Annotated in this window: 20 protein-coding genes; 15 read left to right on the top strand and 5 right to left on the bottom strand. The window is 62.1% G+C overall.

The features are described from left to right. Position 1: 1 nt before the first annotated feature. Both LGQ03_RS04030 and glpD read right to left on the bottom strand, forming a co-directional pair. Entirely contained in the window at positions 2 to 1,081 is a 1,080-nt protein-coding gene (locus LGQ03_RS04030; protein WP_226747350.1) for an ABC transporter ATP-binding protein, read from the bottom strand. Next, entirely contained in the window at positions 1,078 to 2,661 is a 1,584-nt protein-coding gene (gene glpD, locus LGQ03_RS04025; RefSeq protein WP_226747349.1) for a glycerol-3-phosphate dehydrogenase, read from the bottom strand. Before glpD ends, LGQ03_RS04030 begins: the two co-directional genes overlap by 4 nt. Before the next feature lie 224 nt (positions 2,662 to 2,885). Here glpD and LGQ03_RS04020 point away from each other — a divergent pair, with 224 nt between their 5' ends. The 11 genes from LGQ03_RS04020 (at position 2,886) to LGQ03_RS03970 (ending at position 16,091) form a co-directional block, all read left to right on the top strand. Continuing rightward, complete coding sequence (locus tag LGQ03_RS04020) at positions 2,886 to 3,674, top strand: DeoR/GlpR family DNA-binding transcription regulator (protein WP_226747348.1); 789 nt, start codon at positions 2,886 to 2,888, stop codon at positions 3,672 to 3,674. Between the two features lie 165 nt (positions 3,675 to 3,839). Beyond that, positions 3,840 to 4,883 carry a C4-dicarboxylate TRAP transporter substrate-binding protein gene (locus LGQ03_RS04015; RefSeq protein WP_226747347.1) on the top strand — a complete coding sequence of 348 codons (1,044 nt, stop codon included), beginning with the start codon at positions 3,840 to 3,842 and terminating at the stop codon, positions 4,881 to 4,883. Positions 4,884 to 4,951: 68 nt separating this feature from the next. Continuing rightward, the gene (locus LGQ03_RS04010; RefSeq protein WP_226747346.1) at positions 4,952 to 5,485 is read left to right on the top strand and encodes a TRAP transporter small permease; all 534 of its coding nucleotides are present in this window, start codon (positions 4,952 to 4,954) and stop codon (positions 5,483 to 5,485) included. After that, the gene (locus LGQ03_RS04005) at positions 5,485 to 6,822 is read left to right on the top strand and encodes a TRAP transporter large permease (protein ID WP_226747739.1); all 1,338 of its coding nucleotides are present in this window, start codon (positions 5,485 to 5,487) and stop codon (positions 6,820 to 6,822) included. The genes LGQ03_RS04010 and LGQ03_RS04005 overlap by 1 nt, the downstream gene beginning before the upstream one ends. A gap of 33 nt (positions 6,823 to 6,855) precedes the next feature. Then, positions 6,856 to 7,665 carry an IclR family transcriptional regulator gene (locus tag LGQ03_RS04000; RefSeq protein ID WP_226747345.1) on the top strand — a complete coding sequence of 270 codons (810 nt, stop codon included), beginning with the start codon at positions 6,856 to 6,858 and terminating at the stop codon, positions 7,663 to 7,665. 88 nt (positions 7,666 to 7,753) lie between these two features. Continuing rightward, positions 7,754 to 9,841 carry a 3-hydroxyacyl-CoA dehydrogenase NAD-binding domain-containing protein gene (locus LGQ03_RS03995; protein ID WP_226747344.1) on the top strand — a complete coding sequence of 696 codons (2,088 nt, stop codon included), beginning with the start codon at positions 7,754 to 7,756 and terminating at the stop codon, positions 9,839 to 9,841. Between the two features lie 9 nt (positions 9,842 to 9,850). Beyond that, on the top strand, positions 9,851 to 11,026 hold the full coding sequence (locus LGQ03_RS03990) for an acetyl-CoA C-acyltransferase (protein ID WP_226747343.1): 1,176 nt from the start codon (positions 9,851 to 9,853) through the stop codon (positions 11,024 to 11,026). Between the two features lie 11 nt (positions 11,027 to 11,037). Then, positions 11,038 to 12,228, top strand: a complete 1,191-nt coding sequence (locus tag LGQ03_RS03985; protein WP_226747342.1) for an acyl-CoA dehydrogenase family protein — start codon at positions 11,038 to 11,040, stop codon at positions 12,226 to 12,228. A 7-nt stretch (positions 12,229 to 12,235) separates the two neighbouring features. Next, on the top strand, positions 12,236 to 13,348 hold the full coding sequence (locus LGQ03_RS03980) for an acyl-CoA dehydrogenase family protein (protein ID WP_226747341.1): 1,113 nt from the start codon (positions 12,236 to 12,238) through the stop codon (positions 13,346 to 13,348). A gap of 33 nt (positions 13,349 to 13,381) precedes the next feature. Then, complete coding sequence (locus LGQ03_RS03975) at positions 13,382 to 14,875, top strand: class I adenylate-forming enzyme family protein (protein WP_226747340.1); 1,494 nt, start codon at positions 13,382 to 13,384, stop codon at positions 14,873 to 14,875. A gap of 4 nt (positions 14,876 to 14,879) precedes the next feature. After that, positions 14,880 to 16,091, top strand: a complete 1,212-nt coding sequence (locus tag LGQ03_RS03970; RefSeq protein ID WP_226747339.1) for an acyl-CoA dehydrogenase — start codon at positions 14,880 to 14,882, stop codon at positions 16,089 to 16,091. A 32-nt stretch (positions 16,092 to 16,123) separates the two neighbouring features. On the opposite strand, the gene betC is transcribed toward LGQ03_RS03970, so the two are convergent. Then, positions 16,124 to 17,632, bottom strand: coding sequence for a choline-sulfatase (gene betC, locus LGQ03_RS03965; protein ID WP_226747338.1), 1,509 nt, complete (start codon positions 17,630 to 17,632; stop codon positions 16,124 to 16,126). A gap of 184 nt (positions 17,633 to 17,816) precedes the next feature. Between betC and LGQ03_RS03960 the strand changes: the two genes are divergently transcribed. The 4 genes from LGQ03_RS03960 to LGQ03_RS03945 all read left to right on the top strand — a co-directional run bounded on the left by LGQ03_RS03960 (position 17,817) and on the right by LGQ03_RS03945 (position 22,407). After that, positions 17,817 to 18,776 (top strand): ABC transporter substrate-binding protein, encoded by a 960-nt coding sequence (locus LGQ03_RS03960; RefSeq protein ID WP_226747337.1) that lies wholly within the window; start codon positions 17,817 to 17,819, stop codon positions 18,774 to 18,776. Between the two features lie 103 nt (positions 18,777 to 18,879). After that, positions 18,880 to 19,914, top strand: a complete 1,035-nt coding sequence (locus LGQ03_RS03955; RefSeq protein ID WP_226747336.1) for an ABC transporter permease — start codon at positions 18,880 to 18,882, stop codon at positions 19,912 to 19,914. A 4-nt stretch (positions 19,915 to 19,918) separates the two neighbouring features. Then, entirely contained in the window at positions 19,919 to 20,983 is a 1,065-nt protein-coding gene (locus LGQ03_RS03950; protein ID WP_090160053.1) for a quaternary amine ABC transporter ATP-binding protein, read from the top strand. Positions 20,984 to 21,090: 107 nt separating this feature from the next. Continuing rightward, positions 21,091 to 22,407 carry a cytochrome-c peroxidase gene (locus tag LGQ03_RS03945; RefSeq protein WP_404807550.1) on the top strand — a complete coding sequence of 439 codons (1,317 nt, stop codon included), beginning with the start codon at positions 21,091 to 21,093 and terminating at the stop codon, positions 22,405 to 22,407. 100 nt (positions 22,408 to 22,507) lie between these two features. On the opposite strand, the gene LGQ03_RS03940 is transcribed toward LGQ03_RS03945, so the two are convergent. Both LGQ03_RS03940 and LGQ03_RS03935 read right to left on the bottom strand, forming a co-directional pair. After that, on the bottom strand, positions 22,508 to 23,986 hold the full coding sequence (locus LGQ03_RS03940) for a CRTAC1 family protein (RefSeq protein ID WP_226747335.1): 1,479 nt from the start codon (positions 23,984 to 23,986) through the stop codon (positions 22,508 to 22,510). Then, positions 23,983 to 25,224, bottom strand: a complete 1,242-nt coding sequence (locus LGQ03_RS03935; RefSeq protein ID WP_226747334.1) for an ROK family protein — start codon at positions 25,222 to 25,224, stop codon at positions 23,983 to 23,985. The genes LGQ03_RS03940 and LGQ03_RS03935 overlap by 4 nt, the downstream gene beginning before the upstream one ends. Between the last annotated feature and the right edge of the window lie 182 nt (positions 25,225 to 25,406).

Below are 25,406 nucleotides of genomic sequence, written 5' to 3'. Positions count from 1 at the left end.
GTTACGCAGCCTCCGCATAGGGGGCCGTGGCGACCAGTGCACCATCCTGCGCGAACAGATAGACGCGCGATGGATCGAGGTAGACGGGTAGGGTCTGTCCCGGTGTCAGGTCGCGGATTCCGTGGATCAGGCCGACCCAGGCCGCGCCATGATGGGACAGATGCACAAAGGTTTCGGACCCGGTGATTTCCATGACCGACAGCGTGGTGTCGAAACGGATGCTGTCCGGTCCCGGCTCCAGCGTCAGGTGATTGGGGCGGAACCCCAGCTGATAGGTGCCGTCGGCGGCAGAGATGCGGCCTGCGGGCATGGTTTCATTCTGACCGAAATGCAGCCTGTCACCGCGTTTTTCGACCGTCAGGAAATTCATCGGCGGATCGGAAAACACCCGCGCCGTCGTCGCATCCTGCGGGTTGCGGTAAACCTGCGCCGTGGGGCCGAACTGCGTCACGCGGCCTTCCCACAGGGTCGCGCAGTTGCCACCCAACAACAGCGCCTCTTCGGGTTCGGTTGTCGCATAAACAAAGATCGACCCGGATTCCGCAAAGATACGCGGGATTTCGGCGCGCAATTCCTCGCGCAGTTTGTAGTCCAAGTTGGCCAGCGGTTCGTCCAGCAGCACCAGACCTGCGTTTTTCACCAAGGCCCGCGCCAGCGCGCAGCGTTGCTGCTGTCCGCCCGACAGTTCCAGTGGCTTGCGGTCCAGCATCGGCGTCAGCTGCATCAGCTCTGCCGTGTCGCGCACGCGGCGGTCGATTTCGGATTTTGCCAACCCCATCAGTTTCATGGGCGAGGCGATGTTGTCGTAAACGCTCATTGCGGGGTAGTTGATGAACTGTTGGTAAACCATCGCGATCTGGCGATCCTGCACGCGCACGCCGGTGACATCGGTGCCGTTCCAGCGGATCCGGCCCTGGGTTGGCACGTCCAGCCCGGCCATCAGGCGCATCAAGGTGGTTTTCCCCGCCGACGTCGGCCCAAGAAGCACGTTCATCGTACCCTTTTCCAAGGTGAGATCAGTGGGGTGGATATAGGTCTGAGCGCCAACCACATGGCTGACGCTGTCAAGTTCCAGTGTCATGCGATGTCCTTTAGCTGTTGGCGGCGGTCGGTCATATAGGCGTCAAGTGCGGCTGTATCGGTGTCGCGCAGACCCAGTTTGCTGCGGCGAAACAGGATGTCTTCGGCAGTGCGGGCGTATTCGTGGGCCATCAGCCAATCGACTTCTGCGGCTGTCAGCGTTGCACCGAACGCCGGCCCAAGGTCGGCCACGCTGGCGGCATCGCCCAAAATCAGCTTCGCATCGGTGCCATAGGCGCGGATCAGGCGTGTGGCCCAACGGTCGTCCAGAAATGGGTAGGCATCGCGCAGGTTCGCGATCTGGAGATCCACTTCACCGACCGGAAAATCGCCACCGGGCAACGGTACGCCTGCGGTCCACGGACCCTGTGCCACGTCCAGCCGCTGGCCGATCTTTTCCAACGCGCTTTCGGCCAGGCGACGGTAGGTCGTGATCTTGCCGCCAAAGATGTTCAGCGCGGGCGCACCTGCGCTGTCGTCCAGTTTCAGCGTATAGTCGCGGGTCGCCGCCGTGGCGGAACTGGCCCCTTCGTCGAACAGCGGGCGCACGCCGGAATAGGACCAGACAATGTCATTTGTCGAAATCGGTTCACGCAGGTAGGCGTTCACGAAATCGACCATGTATTGTTTTTCAGCGGGCGTGCAGACCGGGCGCGCAGACAGGTCATCGTGTTCCTGATCGGTTGTGCCGATCAGTGTGAAATCCGTCTCGTAGGGGATTGCGAACATGATGCGTCCGTCGGTCCCCTGAAAGAAATAGCATTTGTCGTGGTCAAAGAGGCGTTTGGTCACGATATGGCTGCCGCGCACCAGCCGCACATCGTCCTGGCTGTTGGACCCGATCTGCTGACGCAGGATCTGACCCACCCAGGGACCGCCTGCATTAACGACCATCCGTGCGCGGATCACGCGCTGGTGGCCCGTTTCGGTGTCCTGCAACGTCACCGACCAGATTCCGTCTTGCACCTTGGCCGACACCACCTTGGTTCGGGTCATCACCTGCGCACCACGCTGTTCGGCGTCGCGTGCGTTCAGCACCACCAGACGTGAATCCTCGACCCAGCAATCGCTGTATTCGTAGGCCTTGGCAAAACGCGGGTTCAGCGGCGCACCTTCTGGTCCGCGGGTCAGGTCCAGCGTTTTCGTCCCCGGCAGGATCTGGCGTCCGCCCAGGTTGTCATAGAGGAACAGGCCCAGCCGGATCAGCCAGGCAGGGCGGCGTCCGCGCATCCATGGCATGACGCGCGACAGGATTTTCGACGTCGGCGTGTCGCTGTCGAACCGCATGTCGGCGTGGTAGGGCAGCACGAACCGCATCGGCCAGCTGATGTGCGGCATCGCACGCAGCAGTGTTTCGCGTTCCAGCAGGGCCTCGCGGACCAGACGAAATTCAAAGAATTCCAGATACCGCAGTCCACCATGAAACAGCTTGGTCGACGCAGAGGAGGTTGCGGAGGCAAGGTCCGACATCTCGGCCAGGGTGACCGTCATGCCGCGACCTGCCGCATCACGCGCAATCCCGCAGCCATTTATTCCACCGCCGACGACCAGCAGGTCGCGGATTTCGCGATCGTCCGTCAAAGTGAATCCCCCCAAATTCGTGACGACACCATTGCAACGGCGTTCAGAAAAGAAAAGGTATTTTTTCGGTTATTTTCGGTTTTGTGGGAATGCGCGCGGAAAATGCGAGTTTTGGTGTGGATTTCGCGCGATTCACCGAATTTTCTGCGATCAACTGTGCGGTATGGGATGGGCGATGTTCGGTTTCACTGTCATATTGCAAGAAAAGCCATTGGATCATGTTCATGTCGCAAAGCATCAGACACCCTGAAATCCTCGAAATTGCGCGACGCGACGGCAAGGTGACGGTTGAACACCTGGCGGATCATCTGGGTGTCACATTGCAGACGATCCGGCGCGACCTCAGCGATCTGGCCGACGCGGGCAAACTGGAACGGGTCCACGGCGGCGCGGTGCTGCCATCGGGCACGATCAACATCGCCTATGAGGAACGTCGCCGCCTGAATGCCGAAGGCAAGACCGCGATGGCGCGTGCCTGTGCGGCCATGATCCCCGAGGATTGCGCGATCTTTCTCAACATTGGCACCAGCACCGAGGCGGTTGCAAACGAGCTGTTGCATCATCGCAACCTGCTGGTCGTCACCAACAACATGAACGTGGCCAACATCCTCGCACGCAATCCCGACTGCGAGGTCGTGGTGACTGGCGGTGCGTTGCGCCAGTCGGATGGCGGGCTGACAGGTGACATCACCACAGCCGCGATCCGAAAATTCAAATTCGACTTTGGCGTCATCGGATGTTCGGCAGTCGATCATGATGGTGATATTCTGGATTTCGACTTGCGTGAGGTCGGCGTCAGTCAGACGATTCTGGGCCAGTCCCGACGCAAGATCCTGCTGGCCGACCATACCAAGTTCAAACGCAAGGCCCCTGCACAGATCGGTTCGCTGTCGGGGATCGATGTATTCGTGACGGATGCACCTGTTCCGCCCGATCTGGCCGCGCGATGCACGGACTGGGGCACGCAGGTGCAGGTCTGTCTGCCTGACGCACTGGACACCACGTCGGTCTGACGCCCCGTTTCACCGTGAACATCCGGCCGCCGCCTGTCGTGGTTGGTGGCATTTCGCGCATGTCGCAGGGCGGCACTGACGCGAGTGAATGCTGGCTTGCTCCGAATCTTAATTCCGTATAGTGGAATATCATTCTACTTATTGGAAGTTCTGGGAGGAGCGACGATGACGAGGACTTTGGCAGCGGCGGCGGTATCGCTGGGTTTGATGGCAACATCGGTAGCCGCGCAGACCACGCTGATCTTGGGTGAGGCGGGTCCGAACCGTGGTGCGCGCGCCGTCGCGACGCAGGCGTTCGCGGATGACGTGACGGCCCGCACGAACGGTGATCTGCAAATTGACATTCAATGGGGCGGTGCCCTGTTCAAGGCCGATGCGGCATTGCAGGGGGTCAGTGACGGTGTGGCTGACCTTGGCACGATCATCGGCGTGTATTTCCCGCAGGAAATGGTGGCCTATGGCATTGCAGATCTGCCGTTGCAGAACGCCGATGCCTGGGTCGGGATGCGTGCGACGGATGCGCTGATGCGCACCGATCCTTCTATTGCCGCCAATCTGGCCGATCAGGATCTGGTCTATCTGGGCACATTCACGACATCCGCCGTTAATATCGGTTGCAAGGACACGGCCATACGGACAGCTGAAGACATCGAAGGTCTGAAGGTGCGTGGGGTCGGTGCCTACGGCAAGGTTTTCAACGATCTGGGGGCCAACATGGTCGCCATGTCGATCTATGACGCCTATCAGGGGCTGGACACCGGGTTGCTGGATTGCTCTCAGGGGTATTCCTACGCCGTGGCCGCGCTGAAGCAGCAGGAGGTCATGACCAGCTACACGCTGATGGATTGGGGTCAGGTCGGTGCGCTGGGAATCTTCATGAACAAGTTCGCCTATGACGCGCTGAGCCCGGAACACCAGCAAGCGTTGAATGATGCGGGTGTCGGCATGGCCGATACGCTGGGTCGGCTGATCAATGCTGACAACGACGCCGCAGTGCAGACCATGCAAGAGGCCGGTGTCGAAGTGATCACCCTGGATGCGGCGGAACGCGACAAGCTAGTGGCGCGTGGCGCGCCCTATATCGATACATGGATCGAACAGGCCAATGCCGCAGGTCTGGACGGCGCGGGCATGCTGGATCGCTATCGCACGCTGCTGGCCGAATTCACGGCAGAGCGCGACGCCCAAGGCTACCCTTGGGATCGCTGACACCAGCGGGCCTGCGGTGCTGACTGGCATCGCGGGCCGCTTCTTTTCTGATAGTTTGAGGACAACAGATGCTGCATCGCATCGAACGGCTGCTGCTTGATCTGGCGTGCTGCGCCGTGGTGGCACTAGGTGCGCTGATCACGATCAGCGTGGCGCTGCGCGTCACGGTCAATGGGGGTATTCCCGACACGATCGTCATGGTGCGCGAATTGATGGTCATGGCCATCGTGCTGCCGCTGGCCGCTGCTACGACGGCCCGGGCGCATATCGTCGTAGAGTTTCTGTCCAACCGGATGCCACTGCGCACCCAAGGCTGGCTGGTTGTCGCAGGCGGCGTGATGGGGCTGCTGGCCCTGTCGCCGCTGCTCTATGCGGGCTGGAACGAGGCCGCGCACGCCATCACGGGTGGTTCGTATTATTTTGGACAGCTGAACCTGCCGAAATGGCCCGGGCGCGTGCTGTTCCTGATCGGCATGTCGTTTTGCTGGCTGCGCCTGCTGTTGCTGGTCATCGGGGATGTCCGCACCCTGCGCAGCGGCGGTGTTCCGCAGATGTCCCAAACCACCACCAGCAGCTTTACCGAAGACGGGGACAAGTCATGATCGATGGATCCATCATCGGCATCTGTGCCTTTGCCGCCGTGATTGGCCTGCTGGCCATCCGCGTGCCGATCGCATTCGCACTGGCGGCCATCGGCACGATCGGCACGTTCGTCATCTTTGCCACGCGGACGGGGGCGTTCACGCCGGATCGTGCCGTGCGGCCAACCACCTCGCTGGTGTTTTCCAATTCGTTCGACCTCATCCACTCTTATGATCTGTCGATGATCCCGCTGTTCATCGCGTTGGGTCATATCGCCTATCGCGCCGATATCACGACGCGCATCTACGACGCAGCACGGGTCTGGCTGGCGCGGGTGCCCGGCGGCGTCGCAATGGCGTCGGTCGTGGGCTGCGGCGGGTTTTCCGCGATCACGGGGTCATCCATCGCCTGTGCATCCACGATGGGCCGGATCTGTTCGCCCGAAATGCTGCGCATGGGCTATGACAAGAGCCTCGCCACCGCATCCGTGGCCGCTGGCGGGACGCTGGGGTCGCTGATTCCGCCGTCGGTGCTATTCATCATCTACGGGATTTTTACCGAAACCTCGATCTCTTCACTGTTTCTGGCCGGTATCCTGCCGGGCATTCTGTCGTTGCTGGGCTTTCTGCTGACGATCTTTATCTGGGTGAAACGCAAGCCGAGTGCGGCACCGGCGTTCACAGGCGTGATCACCGGGCGTGACAAGTGGCTTGCGGCCGTCGGCGCATGGCCCGCACTGGCGCTGTTCGGCCTGATCGTCGGTGGGATCTACGGCGGGTTTTTCACCGCGACCGAGGCTGCGGCGATCTGCGTAGCGGCCGCCATCCTGATCGGTTTCGCACAGCGCAAGCTGACGCTGACCGACCTGTGGGAAAGCCTGCGGGAAACCTGTATCCAGACATCTGCCATTTTCCTGATTGCAGCGGCGGCCAAGATTTTCGTGGCCTTCATCGCGCTGACAGGCGTGGCCCCGGTGATCGTGAATGGTGTCAGCGATGCACAGCTGTCGCCCGTCGTGCTGCTGGCCGCAATCGCGCTGATCTACCTTGTGCTGGGGATGTTCCTTGATCCCATCGGGATCATGGTTCTGACGCTGCCCCTGATGGTGCCGCTGGTCGAAAGCTATGGTTTCAACCTGATCTGGTTCGGCGTCGTCGTCATCAAGCTGCTGGAAATCGGCCTGATCACGCCGCCCGTCGGCCTGAACGTGTTCGTCATCAGCAACGTGGTGGGCAAGGCCGTGCCGATCGACCGCATCTTTTCGGGGATCACGCGGTTTCTGGCGATCGATGTGCTGGTGCTGATCCTCATCATGTCCTTTCCGATCATTTCGCTTTTGATTCCGAATTCGCTATAACTGGTCGGGACATAACGAACAGGAGTGACCCGGATGGACGGTGATCTGGAAAAGGACCGGCGCTTTGCCACGACCCTCGCGCGGGGGCTGAGTGTTTTACGGGCCTTCCGGCCATCGGACGACGGGTTGGGCAATGCGGAAATCGCAGACCGGACCGGGCTGCCGAAATCGACAGTTTCGCGGCTGACATTCACGTTGCAGTCGCTGGGTTACCTGACCCACGCGCGCCGCCACGACCGCTACCGTCCCGGTCCCGCCTTGCTGGCGCTGGGCAACATGGCCAGCGCGTCGCTGTCCTTTGTGGACCTGTCGGGGCCACTGATGCAGCGGCTGGCCGATGACACAGGCACCTTGTCGCTGCTGCTGGTGCGGGATGCAGGGCGCATGCTGATCGTCAAGACATGGCGTCCGCGCAATGTCGCCTCACTCTGGCTCGAGGTGGGGCACCGTCTGCCGTTTCACGGGTCGTCGTCGGGGCATGCGATGTTCGGCGCGCTTGGCGACGATGCCTTTGCCGCGACATTGCAAGAGGCCGTGGGCGACAAGGGGCTGACGGTCCAGCAGGCGCAGACCGACCGGGCCGATGCCCAGAACCAGTTGATGATCCAGGGCTACGTGATCACCGACCCCGACAGCTATTTCGCGGCCAACATTCACGCCGTGGCCGTGCCGTTTCATGCGCGTGAACTGGGTGAACCGGTTGTCTTCACCTGCGGTGCCATGCCCGCCGCGCTGAGCGTGGCACGGATGCGCGAAGAAGTGGGGCCCAAGCTGGCGGGCACCGTGCGCGATCTGGAACGCATGATGGGGCAAGGTGTGGCGATCGGATCAAGAGATCTGTAAATTATTCCGCATAGCGGAATAACATTTTGCATATTGAAATATTTGACCAGTGCGGTATGCCGGGTATGAGGACCGGGAGGAGGCACGCGTGACCTACGTCAGTTATGATCTGCAGGACCGCGTGGCGGTTCTCACTGTCGACAATCCGCCGGTGAATGCGCTGGGGCAGGCGGTGCGTCAGGGTCTGTGGGACGCCATCACGCGATTTGACGCCGATGACGGCGCAGATGCCGCCGTCATTATCGGTGCAGGCCGTTTGTTCATCGGTGGCGCGGATATCACCGAATTCGGCAAACCGCCTGTGGAACCCTATCTGCCTGATGTCATCAACCGGATCGCGGACAGCCCCAAACCCGTGGTGGCCGCGATCCACGGCACCGCCCTGGGCGGCGGGCTAGAGGTCGCGCTGGGCGCGCACTACCGGATTGCCACGCCGACCGCGAAACTGGGCCTGCCAGAGGTCACGCTGGGGGTCATGCCCGGTGCCGGTGGCACGCAGCGCATGCCGCGGCTGGTGGGCGCAGAAAACGCGCTGACCCTGATGACGGTTGGTCGGCCCGTGACGGGCGCGCAGGCGCTGGACATGGGGTTTGTGGATGCTTTGGCAGGTGACGATTTGCGCGCGGATGCAATGGCTTATGCGGCAAAGCTTGCGCAAGACGGAGCCGGTCCGCGCCGTGTCAGTGACATGCCGTTTCCGCAGTTCGACGCCGATCTGGTGGATGGCTGGCGCAAGCGTCTGACCCAGTCGGCGCGCGGTCAGGTGGCACCTCTGGCGGTGCTGGATGCCGTCGTGGCAGGCGCAAGGATGCCATTTGCGCAGGCCTTGGCGGCTGAACGCAAGGCATTCCTGTCATTGCTGAAAACACCGCAGCGCGCGGGTCTGATGCACGCATTTTTCGCGGAACGCGCGGTCGCAAAGGTCCCGCAGATCAAGGATGTCGCCCCGCGTCCCGTGACCCGTGCCGGTGTTGTCGGCGGCGGCACGATGGGGGCAGGGATCGCCACGGCGATGGTCTTGTCAGGGCTGCACGTCACCTTGGTGGAACGTGACGCGGCCAGTGCTGCACGCGCCCGCGACACCATCACCCGCAACCTGTCCAGCGCCGTGAAACGTGGCAAGCTGACCGAAGCTGGCCGCGATGCGATCCTGTCGGACGCGCTGGCCACAGTGACAGATTACGCCGCGTTGTCAGAGGCCGATCTGGTGGTCGAGGCCGTGTTCGAGGACATGGCCGTCAAGGCCGAGGTTTTCCGCAACCTCGACCGTGTCTGCAAACCGGGCGCGGTCCTTGCCACCAACACGTCCTATCTGGACGTGAACCTGATCGCACAGGCCACACATCGCCCGGCGGATGTGATCGGGCTGCATTTCTTTTCACCTGCGCATGTGATGAAGCTGCTGGAAATCGTCGTGGCAGATGAAACGGCGGTCGATGTGACGGCAACGGCGTTCCAACTGGCAAAAACGTTGGGCAAGGTCGGCGTGCGCGCAGGTGTTTGCGACGGGTTCATCGGCAACCGGATCTTGTCGCATTATCGCACGGCGGTGGATCACATGGTCCTTGACGGGGCCAGCCCCTATGCGATCGACCGCGCGCTGGTAGAATTCGGTTTCGCGATGGGACCGTATCAGGTCGGTGATCTGGCGGGCCTCGACATCGGATACATGACCCGCCAGCGCAAGGCGGCGCAGGCCCATCCCCGTGACCGCGCGCCCCTGTTTGCGGATGCGCTGTATCACGCAGGCTGGCTGGGGCAGAAAACCGGACGTGGCTATTACATTTACGACGATGCGACGCCCAAGGGCCGGCCCAATGATGATGTGCCACCGATCATCCGCGATGTGCGTGACAGTCTGCGCCTGAAACCACGCGAATTCAGCGCAGAACAGATCGTGCGCCGCACCATGGCGGCCATGGTGAACGAGGGGGCCCGCGTGGTGGACGAAGGCATCGCCCAACGCCCCTCTGACGTGGATGTGGTGTTTTTGTCCGGTTACGGTTTCCCCCGTTTTCGGGGTGGACCCATGCACCATGCCGACACCGTGGGGCTGGACGTCATCTTGTCGGATATCCGCGATTTTGCGGTTCTGGACGATCATTTCTGGAAACCCGCCCCATTGCTGGAACGTCTCGTGCAGGACGGCCAGACCTTTGCCAGCCTGAATACCTGAGGATTGCCCATGTCATTGCCCGTCATCGTTTCTGTCGCCCGCACCGCCATCGGCAAGGCCGGGCGCGGTGCGTTCAACATGACCCACGGGGCGACGCTGACCGGTCATGTCGCGCACCACGCCGTCGACAGGGCGGGGATTGATCCTGCGCTGATCGAGGACAGCATCTGGGGGACCGGCTATCCGGAATATGTCACGGGCGGCAATATCGCCCGTCAGGCCGTGATCCGTGCGGGACTGCCCGTCAGCATCGCGGGCACCACGGTCAATCGGTTCTGTGCCAGCGGCTTGCAGGCCATCGCGATGGGTGGTCACATGATCGCCCAGGAAGGTGCGCAGGCCGTGCTGGTCGGCGGGGTCGAGAGCATTTCGATGGTTCAGCCGCCCGCGCGCCATTCGCGCGACGCCTGGATCTTGGACAACAAACCCGACCTTTACATGCCGATGGTTGAAACGGCCGATATCGTCGCGGCACGCTATGGCATCAGCCGCGCAGATCAGGATGCGTTGGGCCTGCAAAGCCAGCAGCGCACGGCGGCCGCGCAGGATGCGGGGCTGTTCGACGATGAAATCGTGCCGATCACCGTGACGATGCAGGTGACGGACAAGGCGACCAGGGAAACATCCGCGCGCGAGGTGACGATTGCCAAGGACGAATGCAACCGCCCGACCACGACGCTTGCTGGGCTGCAAAGCCTGTCACCCGTCCGTGGCGACGATCAGTTCATTACCGCCGGGAACGCCTCGCAGCTGTCTGACGGGGCGGCGGCGTTGGTGATGATGGATGCGGGTGCGGCCAGCCGTGCGGGGCTTGCGCCGCTGGGTGCGTTTCGCGGTTTTGCCGTAGCGGGCTGCGAACCCGACGAGATGGGCATTGGTCCGATCTATGCGGTGCCGCGCCTGCTGGAACGCGCGGGCCTGACAGTTGCCGACATTGATCTGTGGGAGCTGAACGAGGCCTTTGCCAGTCAGCTGATCTATTGCCGCGACACCCTGGGCATCGACAACGACCGTTTGAACGTGAACGGTGGGTCCATCGCGCTGGGTCATCCGTTCGGCATGACAGGGGCGCGCATGACCGGTCATCTGTTGATAGAGGGTCGCCGCCGTGGCGCGAAACTGGGCGTTGTCACCATGTGTATCGGCGGCGGCCAGGGGGCCGCTGGCCTGTTTGAAATCTACTAAGGGGGACCGTCATGGATCTGCATTATACCGACGCCCAGACGGCATTCCGGACCGAGGTCCGCGATTTTCTGGCCGAGCATCTGCCAACCCGTTTGTCTGACAAGGTCCGCAACGGCCAGTCCTTGACCAAGGCCGACCACGAGGAATGGCACGCAATCCTGAACGCCCGGGGTTGGCTGGCGGGCAACTGGCCAGTTGAACACGGCGGCACCGGCTGGGACGCGGTGCAGCGCCACATCTTTGAGGATGAAATGACCAAGGCGCACGCGCCGCGCATCGTGCCGTTCGGGCTTGCGATGTTGGGGCCGGTGCTGATGGCATTCGGGTCAGAGGATCAGAAATCATATTGGCTGCCGCGTATTCTGAACGGCGACGACTGGTGGTGTCAGGGCTATTCCGAACCGGGGGCCGGGTCTGATCTGGCTGCGGTGCGGACCTCTGCGGTGCGCGACGGCGATGATTACATCGTCAATGGTCAGAAAACTTGGACCACGCTGGGCCAGCACGCAAACATGATTTTCTGCCTCGTGCGCACCAGCACCGAAGGCAAGCGGCAGGAAGGCATTTCCTTTTTGCTGATCGACATGAACAGCCCCGGCATCACCGTGCGGCCCATCGTGCTGATCGACGGCGGAGCCGAGGTGAACGAGGTGTTTTTCGACAACGTCCGCGTGCCTGCGGCCAATCTGGTCGGTGCAGAAAACAAGGGCTGGACCTATGCCAAATATCTGCTGACGCATGAACGCACCAACATCGCGGGTGTCGGATTTGCCAGCGCCGGGCTGGAACAGCTGAAACGGATCGCGCGGGCCGAACAATCCGGCGGTCAGCCCTTGATCAAGAACCCGCTGTTTGCCGCGCGCATCGCACAGGTGCAGATCGACCTGATGGCGATGGCGACGACCAATCTGCGCGTTGTCAGTGCCGCCGCCGCAGGCCAGGCACCGGGTGCAGAAAGCTCGATGTTGAAAATCAAGGGCACGCAGGTGCGTCAGGAAATCAACGCGCTGACCATGCAGGCTGTCGGTCCCTATGCCATGCCATACGTGTCAGAAGCACTTGAGGGCGACAACGACCCCGTCGGTCCCGCCTATGCGCAGGCACGCACGCGGCAATATCTGAACAACCGCAAGCTGTCGATCTACGGTGGCTCGAACGAGGTGCAGCGGTCGATCATCGCCAAAGCCATTCTGGAATTGTGAGACAGCCATGAACTTTGACCTGACCGAAGAACGCCAGATGTTGCAGGACGGTCTGCGCCGTTACCTGCGTGACCAATACACCCCCGCGCTGCTGTCGCAGATCGCGGACAGTGAAACCGGCTGGTCCGACGTCGTCTGGTCCGGGCTGGCCGAGATTGGCGTGATCGGGGCGCTGTTTACGGAAGACCAGGGCGGTTTCGGCGGGGCGGGTTTCGATATTGCGCTGGTGGCCGAAGAGTTGGGCCGCGTCGGGGCGACCGAACCGCTGATCGACACCGGGCTATTGGGCGGCGGGTTGATCGCGGCGCTGGGTGATGCGGATCAGCAGGCGCTACTGGAGGAGGTCATCGCAGGCCGCCGCCAGATGGCGCTGGCACACGCCGAACCCGGTAGCCGCTACGACCTGTCTCGGGTCGCCAGCACCGTGACGGACGGCAAACTGTCGGGCCGCAAGGCGGTGGTCGTGAACGGCGGTGCGGCGGATCGGTTGATCGTCAGCGCGCGCAGCAGCGGCGATGTGGCGGATGAGGCGGGGATCAGCCTGTTCATCGTGGACGCGGATGCGCCCGGATTGACCCGGCGTAGCTATCCGTTGACCGGTAGTGGGCACGCAGCGGAAATCACGCTGGACAACACGCCCGGCACGCCGCTTGGCGCTGCGGGTAAAGGGTATCAGGCGCTTGCGCAGGTTCACGCCCGCGCCACCTTGGCGATCAGCGCCGAGGCCATCGGCCTGATGGACGCGATCCGTATACTGACCACGGACTACCTGAAAACCCGCAAACAATTCGGCCAGCCGATTGGCAAATTTCAGGCGCTGCAGCACCGCATGGCAGACATGCTGATCGAGATCGAACAGGCCCGGTCCGCCGTCATTAACCTGGCCGGGCATGTCGATGCCGATGCGCTGGTGCGCGATACTCATGTGTCGGCGACCAAGACGCTGGTGGGGCAGGCGGCGCGCCTGGTGGCTGAGGAATCGATCCAGCTGCACGGCGGGATCGGCATGACGCAGGAATACGCGCTGGCGCATCTCGCGCGGCGGTTGGTTATGGTCGATCACCGCTTTGGCGACACGCTTTATCATACCGAACGGTTCGTGGCGCTGGCCGTGGCCTGACGCAACCGACCACCGTGGGGAGGCGGTGTTCACATGCAAAACGCAGACTGCATCGACGCGCTGATCGCACGGCAGGCGGCGCTACGGCCGGACGCAACAGCCATCATCGATCCTGATGGTGCCGTCAGTTTCGCGCAATACGATCGCAATATCGCGGCAGCGGGCGAGCTGCTGGCGCAATCGGGCGTCATGGCTGGCGACCGCGTGCTGATCGTGGCGGAAAACTGCCTTGCGACAGCAGTTTTCATCTTTGCCGCCAGCCGGGTCGGTGCGATCGCGGTGCCGGTCAATGCACGCATGACCGCACCGGAAATCCTGCGCGTCACGGATCACGCGCAGCCACGCGTGGTGATCTATACCTCTGGCTGTTCCGCCGAGGCCTTGGCCCACGCGACATCCGCCGTGCCGCAGGACATCGGTTTTGGCCTGTTCCACATGACGCAGTGCGATGCTAGCCCTGCCGAGGCTGAGACCGCTGATGTTGCCGTCATCCTCTACACCACCGGCACGACGGGCGCGCCCAAGGGGGTGATGCTGACCCATGCCAACCTGATCTTTGCCGGTGGCCTGTCGGTGCAGCTGCGCAGCATGACAGCGCAGGACCGGATCTACGGCGTGCTGCCGCTGACCCATGTCTTTGGTCTGGCGTCCGTGCTGATCGCCTGTGCGCTGTCGGGGGCTGCGTTGCAATTGGAAACGCGGTTCAGCCCCGCACGCCTGCACGCGGCCCTGACAAGCGGCGTGACGGTTTTTCCGGGCGTGCCGCAGATGCATGCACTGCTGATGCAATACGCGGCCGACCGGGGGCTGAACCGATTGGAAAACAGCGCGCTGCGCTATGTCTCGTCCGGAGCTGCCCCGCTCGATCCTGCGTGGAAGGCCAAGGCCGAGGCGTTCTATGGCCTGCCGCTGCAAAACGGCTATGGCATGACCGAAAGCACCGCTGGCGTCAGCGGCAGTCGCAACGCAATCGGTGATCCCGACACTAGCGCAGGCCGCCCATTGCCGGGGGTTGATGTCAGGATAGATGCGCCAGCCGGTATGCCGATCGGCGAGGTGTTGACCCGTGGCCCCCACGTGATGAAGGGCTATTACCGCGCCCCCGATCTGACCGCGCAAACTGTGCAGGATGGCTGGCTGAGCACCGGCGATCTGGGACAGTTGGATGAGGCAGGCAATCTGCATATCGTCGGCCGCGCCAAGGAATTGATCATTCGCGGCGGTTTCAACGTCTACCCACCAGAGGTGGAGGCCGCACTGAATGACCACGCGGAGGTGATCCAGAGTGCCGTGATCGGTGCGGCCAACACAGTGGGGGACGAGGATATCCTGGCCTTTGTGCAGTGCCGGAGTCCTGCGACATTTGATACGGTCGCGCTCGCGCACTTTGTAGCGGGGCGATTAAGCGGCTATAAGCGGCCAACACGGATTTTTGCGGTAGATGCACTACCGGCGGCCCCGACGGGCAAGATACTGAAACACAAACTGCTGGACGCCTTTGCGGACCTGCTGATGAAAGAGGGATAACGACATGGCAAAAGACATGATTGGCATGGGCCCCGACCTGGGCAGCTTTGACTGGAGCGACGCGCTGCTGCTGGAAACCCAGCTGACCGAGGACGAGCGGATGCTGCGCGATGCCGCCCGCGACTTTGCCCAGTCTGAATTGCAACCGCGCATCACGCAGGCCTACCGGGACGAGGCAGCGGCACCTGAACTGTTCCCGCTGATGGGGCAGGCGGGTCTGCTGGGCTGCACGATCCCCGAAGAATACGGCGGGCTGGGTGCGTCCTATGTCACCTACGGGTTGATCGCACGCGAGGTGGAACGTGTGGACAGCGGCTATCGGTCGATGATGTCGGTTCAATCCTCGTTGGTGATGTATCCGATTCACGCCTACGGGTCCGAAGAGCAGCGCAAGAAATATCTGCCCGGTCTGGTCAGCGGTGAACTGATCGGCTGTTTTGGCCTGACAGAACCCGACGCGGGGTCCGATCCGGGTGGCATGAAAACGACGGCCAGGAAAACCGCCGACGGATATGTGCTGAACGGGTCCAAGATGTGGATTTCCAACGCACCATTCGCGGATGTCTTTGTCGTCTGGGCCAAATCCGAGGCGCATGACGGCAAGATCCGTGGCTTTGTGCTGGAAAAGGGGATGGATGGCCTGTCCGCGCCCAAGATCGGTGGCAAGCTGTCGCTGCGTGCCTCGACCACCGGCGAGATCGTGATGAAGGACGTGGCCGTCGGCGAGGATGCGCTGCTGCCGGGTGTGCAGGGCCTCAAGGGGCCGTTCGGCTGTCTGAACCGTGCGCGATATGGCATCGCTTGGGGCACGATGGGGGCCGCAGAGTTCTGTTTCCACGCCGCCCGGCAATACGGTCTGGATCGTAAGCAATTCGGCAAACCATTGGCGCAGACACAGCTATTCCAGAAAAAGCTGGCGGATATGCAAACCGAGATCTCGCTGGGCCTGCAGGCCGCGTTGCAGGTCGGTCGGTTGATGGACACAGGTCAGGCCGCACCCGAAATGATCAGCCTGATCAAACGCAACAACTGCGGCAAGGCGCTGGATATCGCCCGTCACAGCCGCGACATGCACGGCGGCAACGGAATTTCCGACGAATTCCACATCATGCGCCACATGATCAATCTGGAAACCGTCAACACCTACGAGGGCACGCATGACGTTCACGCGCTGATCCTGGGGCGTGCAATGACCGGCTTGCAGGCGTTTTTCTAGGACGCGAGCAGCACCGGGCCGCGCGCCCGGTGCTATTCGCCGCGCGGATATCGGGCGTTTTCCTCGACCTCGTTCAGGTCCATGTGATTGCGCATGAACCTTTCGGACGCCTTTTGCAGTGGCTGGAAATCCCACGGATAGTAGCCGCCCTGGCGCAGGGCCTCGTAGACGACCCAGCGGCGGGCCTGTGATTTGCGCACGTCTGCGTCGAACTGGTCCAGGTTCCAGCGCGCATCGGCCATGGCGCGCATATGGTCCATGACGGCCTGCGCTGCGGGATCATCCGCGCGGTTCACCATTTCATGCGGGTCGGTGTTCAGATCAAACAGCTGGTCAGGGTCCAGTGCGCAACGCGTATATTTCCAACCGTCCTGCACCAATGCGACCATCGGGGCATAGCTGGCCTCTGCTGCGTATTCCATCGCGACTGGCGTGCTGCGCGGGGTGCCGTTTGCCACCGGGATCAGGCTTTCGCCTTGGGTCCATGGCATGACCTCGGCCATGGAAATCCCCGCCAGATCACACAAGGTCGGGCAGACGTCGATATTGGACACGGCGTCAGTGACCAGACCGGGTGTCAGCCCCGGCGCACTGATCATCATCGGCACGCGGGCTGACCCCTCGCGAAAGCTCATCTTGAACCACAGACCGCGTTCGCCCAGCATGTCGCCGTGGTCAGAGACGAACAAGATCACCGCCTCCTGGCGCGTCGCCGCGAGGGCGTCCAGCATCTCTCCAATCTTGTCATCTAGATAAGAGATGTTGGCGAAATAGGCCTGACGTGACCGGCGGATGTCGCGGTCCGTGATGTCGAAATCGCGCCAGTTGTTCGCATCGAAAATGCGCTGGCTGTGGGGGTCGTGATCGGCATAGTCAAGTGCTGCAACCTCGGGGTCCAGGTGCGCGCAATCGTTATACAAATCCCAGTATTTCTGCCGCGCGACATAGGGGTCATGCGGATGGGTAAAGCTGGCCGTCAGGCACCAGGGCCGCGGGTCCAGTCCGCGCCCGTATTCGCGGATCTTGCGCACCGCGTGATAGGCAACCTCGTCATCGTATTCCATCTGGTTGGTGGTTTCGGCCACGCCGGCCCCGGTGACGGACCCCATGTTGTGATACCACCAGTCGATGCGTTCGCCTGGTTTGCGATAGTCCGGCGTCCAGCCGAAATCGGCGGGGTAGATGTCGGTCGTCGTCCGTTCCTCGATCCCGTGCAACTGGTCGGGACCGACGAAGTGCATCTTGCCTGACAGACACGTCTGATAGCCAGCGCGCCGCAGGTGATGGGCGTAGGTGGGCAAGTCCGACGGAAATTCGGCGGCATTGTCGTAGATGCCTGTCACCGATGGCAACTGGCCCGACATGAACCCACCACGGCCCGGCGCACATAGGGGCGAGGCCGTGTAGCAATTGGCGAACCGTACCGACTGCGCGGCCAAACGTTTCAGGTTCGGCGCGTGCAGCCAGGGGGCGGGGCCATCGGGAAACAACGTCCCATTCAGCTGATCGACCATGATGATAAGGATGTTGGGATGGGTCACATGCAGTCCTGTTCTGTCGGGTGACGTTACGGCGCTTTGTCCAAACAGCCCGCCGTTCATTTCATTTGTTTGAATCAGTCGGGTGTCAGGGTTGCAATAGAGGACAGGCTATTGTCTTTTACACCTATCATAAAAACGACGCCGATTGTTCTGATCGCGACCGGCGCAAAACAGGGATGTATTCATGAAAAAAGCACTACTGGCTTCTGCCGTCGCATTTGCAGCACCGACCATGGCGCTTGCCGACTGTGGCGAGGTGTCGATCACCGAGATGAACTGGGACAGCTCTGCTGTCGTAACCTATGTGTCGAAATTTCTGATGGAACAGGGCTATGGCTGCACTGTCACCACGGTGCCGTCCGCGACTGTCACGTCGCTGGCGTCGGTGTCCGAAACCGGCAAGCCTGACATCGTGACCGAGTTGTGGATCAACGGCACCCCCGCCTATGGCGAGCTGTCCGAGGCCGGTCGCATCGTCACGCTGGGCGACGTGCTGTCCGACGGCGGTGTCGAGGGCTGGTGGGTGCCGACCTATCTGGTCGAGGAACACCCGGAACTGGCCACGCTGGAAGGCGTGAAGGCAAACCCCGAACTGCTGGACAACCGTTTCCACAACTGCCCCGATGGTTGGGGCTGCAAGAACACGAACACCGCGCTGACGCAGGCCGCCGGTCTGGCCGATGACGGCTACGAAATCTTTCAGCACGGGTCCGGTGAGACGATGGCAGCATCCATCGCGGCTGCTTTTGAAAACCAGGAACCTTGGCTGGGCTACTACTGGGCACCGACGTCCGTGCTGGGCAAGTATGACATGACCATGGTCGATCTGGGCGAATACAACGAAGAGATCCACACCTGTAACTCCAACCCGGAGTGTGAAGAGGTCGGCCTGAGCTCTTATCCCGTGGGTCCGGTCAAAACGGTCGTTACAACCACGTTCCAGGACGAAAACCCCGAGATCGCCGAGATGATGTCCAAGGTGTCGTTCACGAACAACCAGATGGGTGAAGTGCTGGCATGGAAAGAGGAAAACAACGCCTCTGCCGAAGAGGCCGCTGTCTACTTCATCACCAACAACTCTGACGTCTGGTCGCAGTGGCTGAACGAAGAGGCAGCCACCAATCTGGCCGGCCTGATCCAGTAATCCGAAAATCGGCCCTTGCCTGACGGCAGGGGCCTTTTCATCATGAATGGCAAAGGCCGCGTTACGCTGGCCTTTGCATTTGCGCGAACGGGACGGGTGTTTCATGGCCTTTTACGACAAATTCTTTGAGGCGCTTGGCCTGCAGGACTGGTGTGGCGAAGCCACCGGCGGACCGATGACGATGGCCGAACTGATGGCGCAGGCCACGGGGGCCGACAACAGCGCCGCCGCCACGCCGTTGATGGATACGCCGTTTCCGTCGCTCGACGTGCTGCACGGGTCCTGCAACACCATTCCGCGCACCCGCGACATGACCGAAGCGGTCGAACAAAGCTTTATCGGGATCAAGGACGAGCTGCGGTTCGTGCTGGACCCCATCACGGCACCATTGGGTTGGCTGCTGGATCAGGCGCTGGTCTGGTTTCAGGCAACGCCGTGGTTCATCATGATCACGCTGCTGATGCTGCTGACCTGGTTCACCGCACGGTCCGTCGGGGTGCTGGTGCTGGTGACGTTCTCGTTCCTGTTCATGGCGATGATCGATCATTACGACGCGGCGATTGCGACGCTGTCGATCGTGTTTGTCTGTACGATCTTCTCGGTCGTCCTTGGCGTGCCAATCGGCATCGCCATGTCCAAGAGCAACACGATGCAGCGCCTCACGATACCAATTCTCGACATGCTGCAAACGCTGCCGACCTTTGTCTATCTGATCCCCCTGATTTTCCTGTTCTCCGTGACCGAGAGCAAGCTCTACGGTATCGCGATCATCCTCTACGCCATCGTGCCGGTCATTCGACTGACCGACCTCGGGATCAGGCTGGTGGACAAGGACGTGATCGAGGCGGCCGACGCATTCGGCATGTCCAGCCGACAAAAGCTGACGGGCGTGCAGATTCCGCTGGCCTTGCCCAACATCATGGCCGGCATCAACCAGACCATCATGATGAGCCTCGCCATGGTCGTGATCGCGTCGCTGGTGTCCGCACCGGGGCTGGGCCGTCTGGTGCTGCGCGGCATCAACAATCTGGAACTGGGCGTCGGGCTTGTCGCGGGTTTCTGCATCGTGCTGCTGGCGATCCTGCTGGACCGCGCAACCAAGGCGGCACTGGGCCGCATCAATACGAGCGAGCAGTGAAACCATGACAGAGCAAAAAGACATCAAGGTTTCGATCCGCAACCTCTACAAGATTTTCGGCGACAATCCCAAGGCCGCGCTGGAACACGTCCGCGCGGGGCTGGGTAAACCCGAACTGCTGGAACAGCATCATCACGTGCTGGGCCTGCAGGATATCAACGTCGATATTCGTGCAGGCGAGGTGACGGTCATCATGGGATTGTCTGGATCCGGCAAATCGACGCTGATCCGGCACCTCAATCGCCTGATCGAACCTACCGCCGGCGAAATCATCGTCAACGGCGAGGACGTGCTGTCCTACAACGAGACCAAGCTGCACAGCCTGCGCCAGAACACCATGTCCATGGTGTTTCAGAAATTCGCGCTGTTCCCGCATCGCACGGTGTTGGAAAACGCCGGCATGGCGCGCCGCGTGCGCGGTGAAAATGCCGCTGCCGCCGATATTGAGGGCAACAAGTGGCTGGAACGCGTTGGCCTTGACGGTTACGGCGGGCATTATCCGAACCAATTGTCGGGCGGCATGCAGCAGCGTGTCGGCATCGCCCGCGCGCTGGCCTCCGACAGTGAGATCATGCTGATGGACGAGGCATTTTCCGCCCTCGACCCGCTGATCCGCACGGATATGCAGGACCTGCTGCTGGAATTGCAGCGCGAGTTGCACAAGACCATCGTCTTTATCACGCATGATCTGGACGAGGCGCTGAAACTGGCGGATCACCTCGTGATCCTCAAGGACGGCGCAGTCATCCAGCAAGGCGAGCCGCAGGATATCCTGCTGCACCCCAATGATCCCTACATCATGGACTTTATCGCTGACATCAATCGCGCGCGTGTGCTGCGGGTGCGGTCGGTGATGAAGCCGACCACGACCGAAGTGCCGAACATCGCAGGCGAGGTGGACGCTAATTCCAACCTTGAACGCGTGATTGCCATGTCAGAGGGCGACACCAATCTGCATTACCGTGTGATGCAGGACGGCCAACAGGTCGGCCTGCTGCACATGCGCGATCTGGTCCGCGCGCTGGTCCCGGTCGAGGCATCTGATCCGGCGCGTCGCCTCAGTGCTTGAGGCGCATCATAAAAGTCTCAGCGCCTGACGCGCAATATCGCGTTGCCCGACGTTCTGCGCTGATGCATTCTACGCCCGAGGGTGGAGGACAATCAGTGAAGAAACGGATGTTGGGCGCAGGTGCGGTGACGATGCTTGCCGGTGCGGTCTGGGCTGCCGATACGGTGTTGCCGCCTGCGATCACGAATGCCGATTACGCGCCGGTGGATCCTGCGCAGGCTGAACTGGGTCAATTGCTGTTTTACGATCCGATCCTGTCGGGCAGCGATCAGGTCGCCTGCGCCACCTGCCATCATCCCAAATTCGGCACCGGCGATGGGCTGTCATTGGGGCTGGGCGACGGGGCCACGGGGCTGGGTCCGGACAGGCGCGCGGACCCTGACAACCTGCCCGAACAACGCATCCCGCGCAACGCGCCCGCGCTGTTCAATCTGGGTGCCCATGAATTCACGACCCTATTCCATGATGGGCGCATCGCCGTGGACGACAGCCGCCCCGGCGGGCTGCGCACGCCACTGGCCGAGGACATGGCCAGCGGTTTCGCCTCCTTGCTGTCGGCACAAACGATGTTCCCGGTGCTCAGCCCCGACGAAATGGCGGGACACTATCAGGAAAACCCGATCGCCCTGGCGGTACGGCAGGGGCGGTTGACCGGTCCGGACGGGGCCTGGGATCTGATCTCGCGCAAGGTGGCGGCGGTGCCCGCCTATACGGAAATGTTCATCGCGGCCTTTGACGATATCGAAACGGCCGATGACATCGGTTTCACCGATATCTCTGATGCCGTCGCGGCCTTCATGGCGCTGGAATGGCGGTCCGACACAGCGCCATTCGACGCGGTGCTGCGTGGCGAGACCAGACTGACGGGCGCGGCACAGCACGGAATGGATCTGTTCTACGGGGCTGCGGGCTGCGCGGATTGCCACAGCGGCCCGTTTCTGACGGACCATGATTTCCACGCCATGGGGGTTCCGCAGATCGGACCGGGCAAGGGGGCACGGTTCGAGACGCGCTATGACGACCGGGGCCGTGCCGAGGTGACGGGCAACCCGGGTGATCTCTATGCGTTCCGGACACCCAGCCTGCGCAACATCGCACTGACCGCACCATACGGGCACGCAGGCAGCCATGCGACACTGGCCGGTTTCATTGCCGATCACGCGGATCCTGTGGCGGCACTTGCACGCTATGATTTGGGGCAGGCGGCCCTGCCAGACCTGCCGGTAGCGGATGCGCGCGCGCTGCAGGATACCGAACAATTGAGCGCCATCGTGGCGGCCGTCACGGTCGCGCCGGTCGCACTATCCGATACTGACATCGCGGCACTGGTCGCGTTTCTGGACACGCTGACCGATCCTGTGGCGATAGACGGGCGGTTGGGCGTACCGGACAGCGTCCCGTCGGGTCTGCCTGTTCCAAACTGACCAAGCGGTGCGCCGGTGGCGACTGTGGGTGCCTCCGGCGGGAGTATTTTTGGCAAGATGATACGGGGATTGGCACCGGGTCCCTGACCTGCGAGGCGGGTCAGGGGCGCTGGATGCTGTGGATGCGGCCCGCGGCATAGGTGGCGCGTGACGTGGTGCCATCGGTCCAGGTGATCGTGACGTCGGCCTGCTTGGCATGGCCAAGCCCTACGTGCAGCGGCAGGGCTTGTCCGCCGGCGTGCCCGCCGCCGACCCGCAGTTCCCTGATCTGGGTGCCCTGGTCCGTTGTCACGCTGACCCGCGCGCCGATTGCATTGCGGTTGCCGCCGGGCTGGCTGAGTGACAATCCGATCCAGTGGCCCGCCTGCTGCGTCGTGTTCTGGAACAGCAGGATATTGGCCCGTCTGTTGACGACGACCAAATCCAGCAGACCGTCACCGTCGAAATCCGCCAGCGCTGCGCCACGTGCCCGTGCGGTATCGGCGACACCTGCCGCTTCGGCTGTCTCGGTAAAGCTGCCGTCCGGTTTCTGGATCAGCATATTGTTGGGGTCGGCCATCGCATTGGTCGGCATTTGGTCGACATTGCCCTTGGCAATGAACAGATCGGGGCGCGCATCATTGTTCACGTCGCCGAATTCCGCGTGCCAGCCCGTCGAGGGGCGTCCGTCGTCACCGATGAACGGGCGCTGCGCATAGGTGCCCAGCCCGAACGGCGCGCGCGTGTAGGTGCCATCTGGCTGCGCCAGTTGCATCAATTGATCCCCCATTGAGGTCAGCATCACCTCGTCGCGGCCGTCGCCTGTCAGATCGGCACTGGCGATTCCCATGCCCCAGAGCGAAACATCCTCCCAGCCGTCGGCCTGGCCCAGGAACCGGCGGTCCGCGATGTCCCACATCTGTTCGTACCCGGTCCGGACGTAATAATGCCGGTCGTTGGAGATTCGCAGCGCCATGCGGCCACGCGCGTCGGTGGCGGCCAGCATCGACAGGGCGCAAAACCCGGGATCAAGGGTATCCGCCCGGTAGCCTTTGGGTGTCGGGCGCAGGATCGTGTTGGTGTCGCAGGCCTCGAACGGGCCGTCGGGATCTGCGCGATCAACATAGTGGCCCACTGCCATGACCGGGCGGTTGTCGTCCTCCCACCAGGCAGTAAAGGCGGTTGTCCATTGATCGGTCTGCGGCAGGCCCCACAGGTCCGTGGCATCGGTAAAGGTACAATCGGGACCACCGCGCAGGGCCACATCGGGACCCACGCGCATCACATAGAGATCCATGTGGCCATCGGCGTCGATATCCAGCGGATAGGCCCCCGTGACGCCGGTCAGCGTGGGCAGGGGCATCGGCGCGAATTGCATATCACCTGTATTGCGCCACAGGGCCGCGGGATTGCTGCCGCCTGCGGCAAAGATATCGGGCCGCGCGTCCCCGTCGCAATCCATGACCGCCACGCCACCGCCGACAAAATGTTCCCAGCCGCCGTCATAGACATGATCGCCCAGCCTGTCCGAGACGTCGGTGAAACTGACCTGTGCTGCGGCAGGCGCCGCCCAGACCATCAGGATCAACGCCCGGATCATGCCGACAACAGTCTGTCGGTCAGCGCCGACAGCGCCAGCGCCGCAGCACCGCGCGCCCAGACCAGATCATCCCAGACATGGGTCACAATCTGGCAATGCGACCGGCCTTCGGTCAGGGTCAGGGTTTCCATGTCGGTCACAACATCCTGTGAAAAAAGGTAATTGTAGCGTATCCGTTCCCCCGCGAGGATCACGAGCGCGGGATCGAACAGCTGGACCACATTGGCCAGCCCGACCGCCAGATAGCGCCCCGCACGGTCAAAGATCGTGCGCGCCGCCAGATTACCCGCCTGCGCCTGCGCATAGAGCCGTTCGATCAGATGTCCGGGGTCTGTCGTGGGGTCCGTATCGTTCAACGCGGTTGCGGCCTCGCGGGCCAATGCATAATCCGCCAGATAGGCCTCGAGGCAGCCACGCTGACCACAGCGGCACAGCGCACCGTCCAGCGCAACCTTGGTGTGGCCCAGCTCCAGCCCCATGCCGCGGCTGCCGCGGAACAGGCGGTTGTTCAGCACCAGTCCCATGCCGACACCATGTTCGATGGTGACGACCGCAAAATCGGGGCGATTGCGCCCCTGACCGAACCACAGTTCTGCAAGCGTCAGCACATTCGCATCGTTATCCAGCGTGACGGGCACGCCGAAACGGGCGCGCGCCAGCTGTGCCAGCGGTATGTCGACGCCCCATAGCAAGGGCGACCACGGCACGATACCGGTTTCATGATCGACGATCCCGGACAGGCCCAGCCCGATCCCGGAAATGTCCGCCATGGTCAGTCCCGCACGCGCGATCAGGTCCGAAATCAGATCGGCCAGTTCCGCGATCAGGTCATCGGGTGTCTTGCGGCTGCGGGCGCTGGGTCTGCTGATGTCGGCACGTGTGATCCCGGCAAAATCGGTCAGGACCGCGGACAGGCTGGCATCGGCGATCTTGACACCCACGACGCAGGCAAAGCCGGGGACAACGGACAGGGCGACAGGTGGACGTCCGCGGCCCTGTTCACGGGCGGGTGCCGTGCATTCTGTCAGCAGACCCAGCTGGATCAGGTCGGCAGTGATCGCCGTCACCGATCCCGCAGAGACGTCGAGACCGCGCGCGATTTCTGCCCGCGATGTCTGCCCGACGGCGCGCACATGGGCAAAGACCTGCTGGCGCAGGGACAGGGTTTGACCGTCCTGCGTTCCGACGAGTGGTCCACACCCCGGCACCGCGCTGATGTCGGGCGCTACCGCATCCATTTCTTTACCTCCCGAAGAAAATAATCGCCGCAAGCAGCCATTATTCGTATCGCACGGCCCTCCACTGCCGTGCATGCAACGCATTACGCAGATTGGCGACAGTTATGGCAAGAATATTTCACGCGTCAGCGTAATTTATTTTGACAACTGAAATAAAGCTGGCATGCTCTTGTGCACCGGGG

It is taken from the genome of Loktanella gaetbuli (genome assembly GCF_020531945.1).
In the GTDB taxonomy this organism is placed as follows: domain Bacteria; phylum Pseudomonadota; class Alphaproteobacteria; order Rhodobacterales; family Rhodobacteraceae; genus Loktanella; species Loktanella gaetbuli.
The sequence above is the reverse complement of the archived record's forward strand: the minus strand, read 5'-3'. Positions and strand labels throughout refer to the sequence as shown.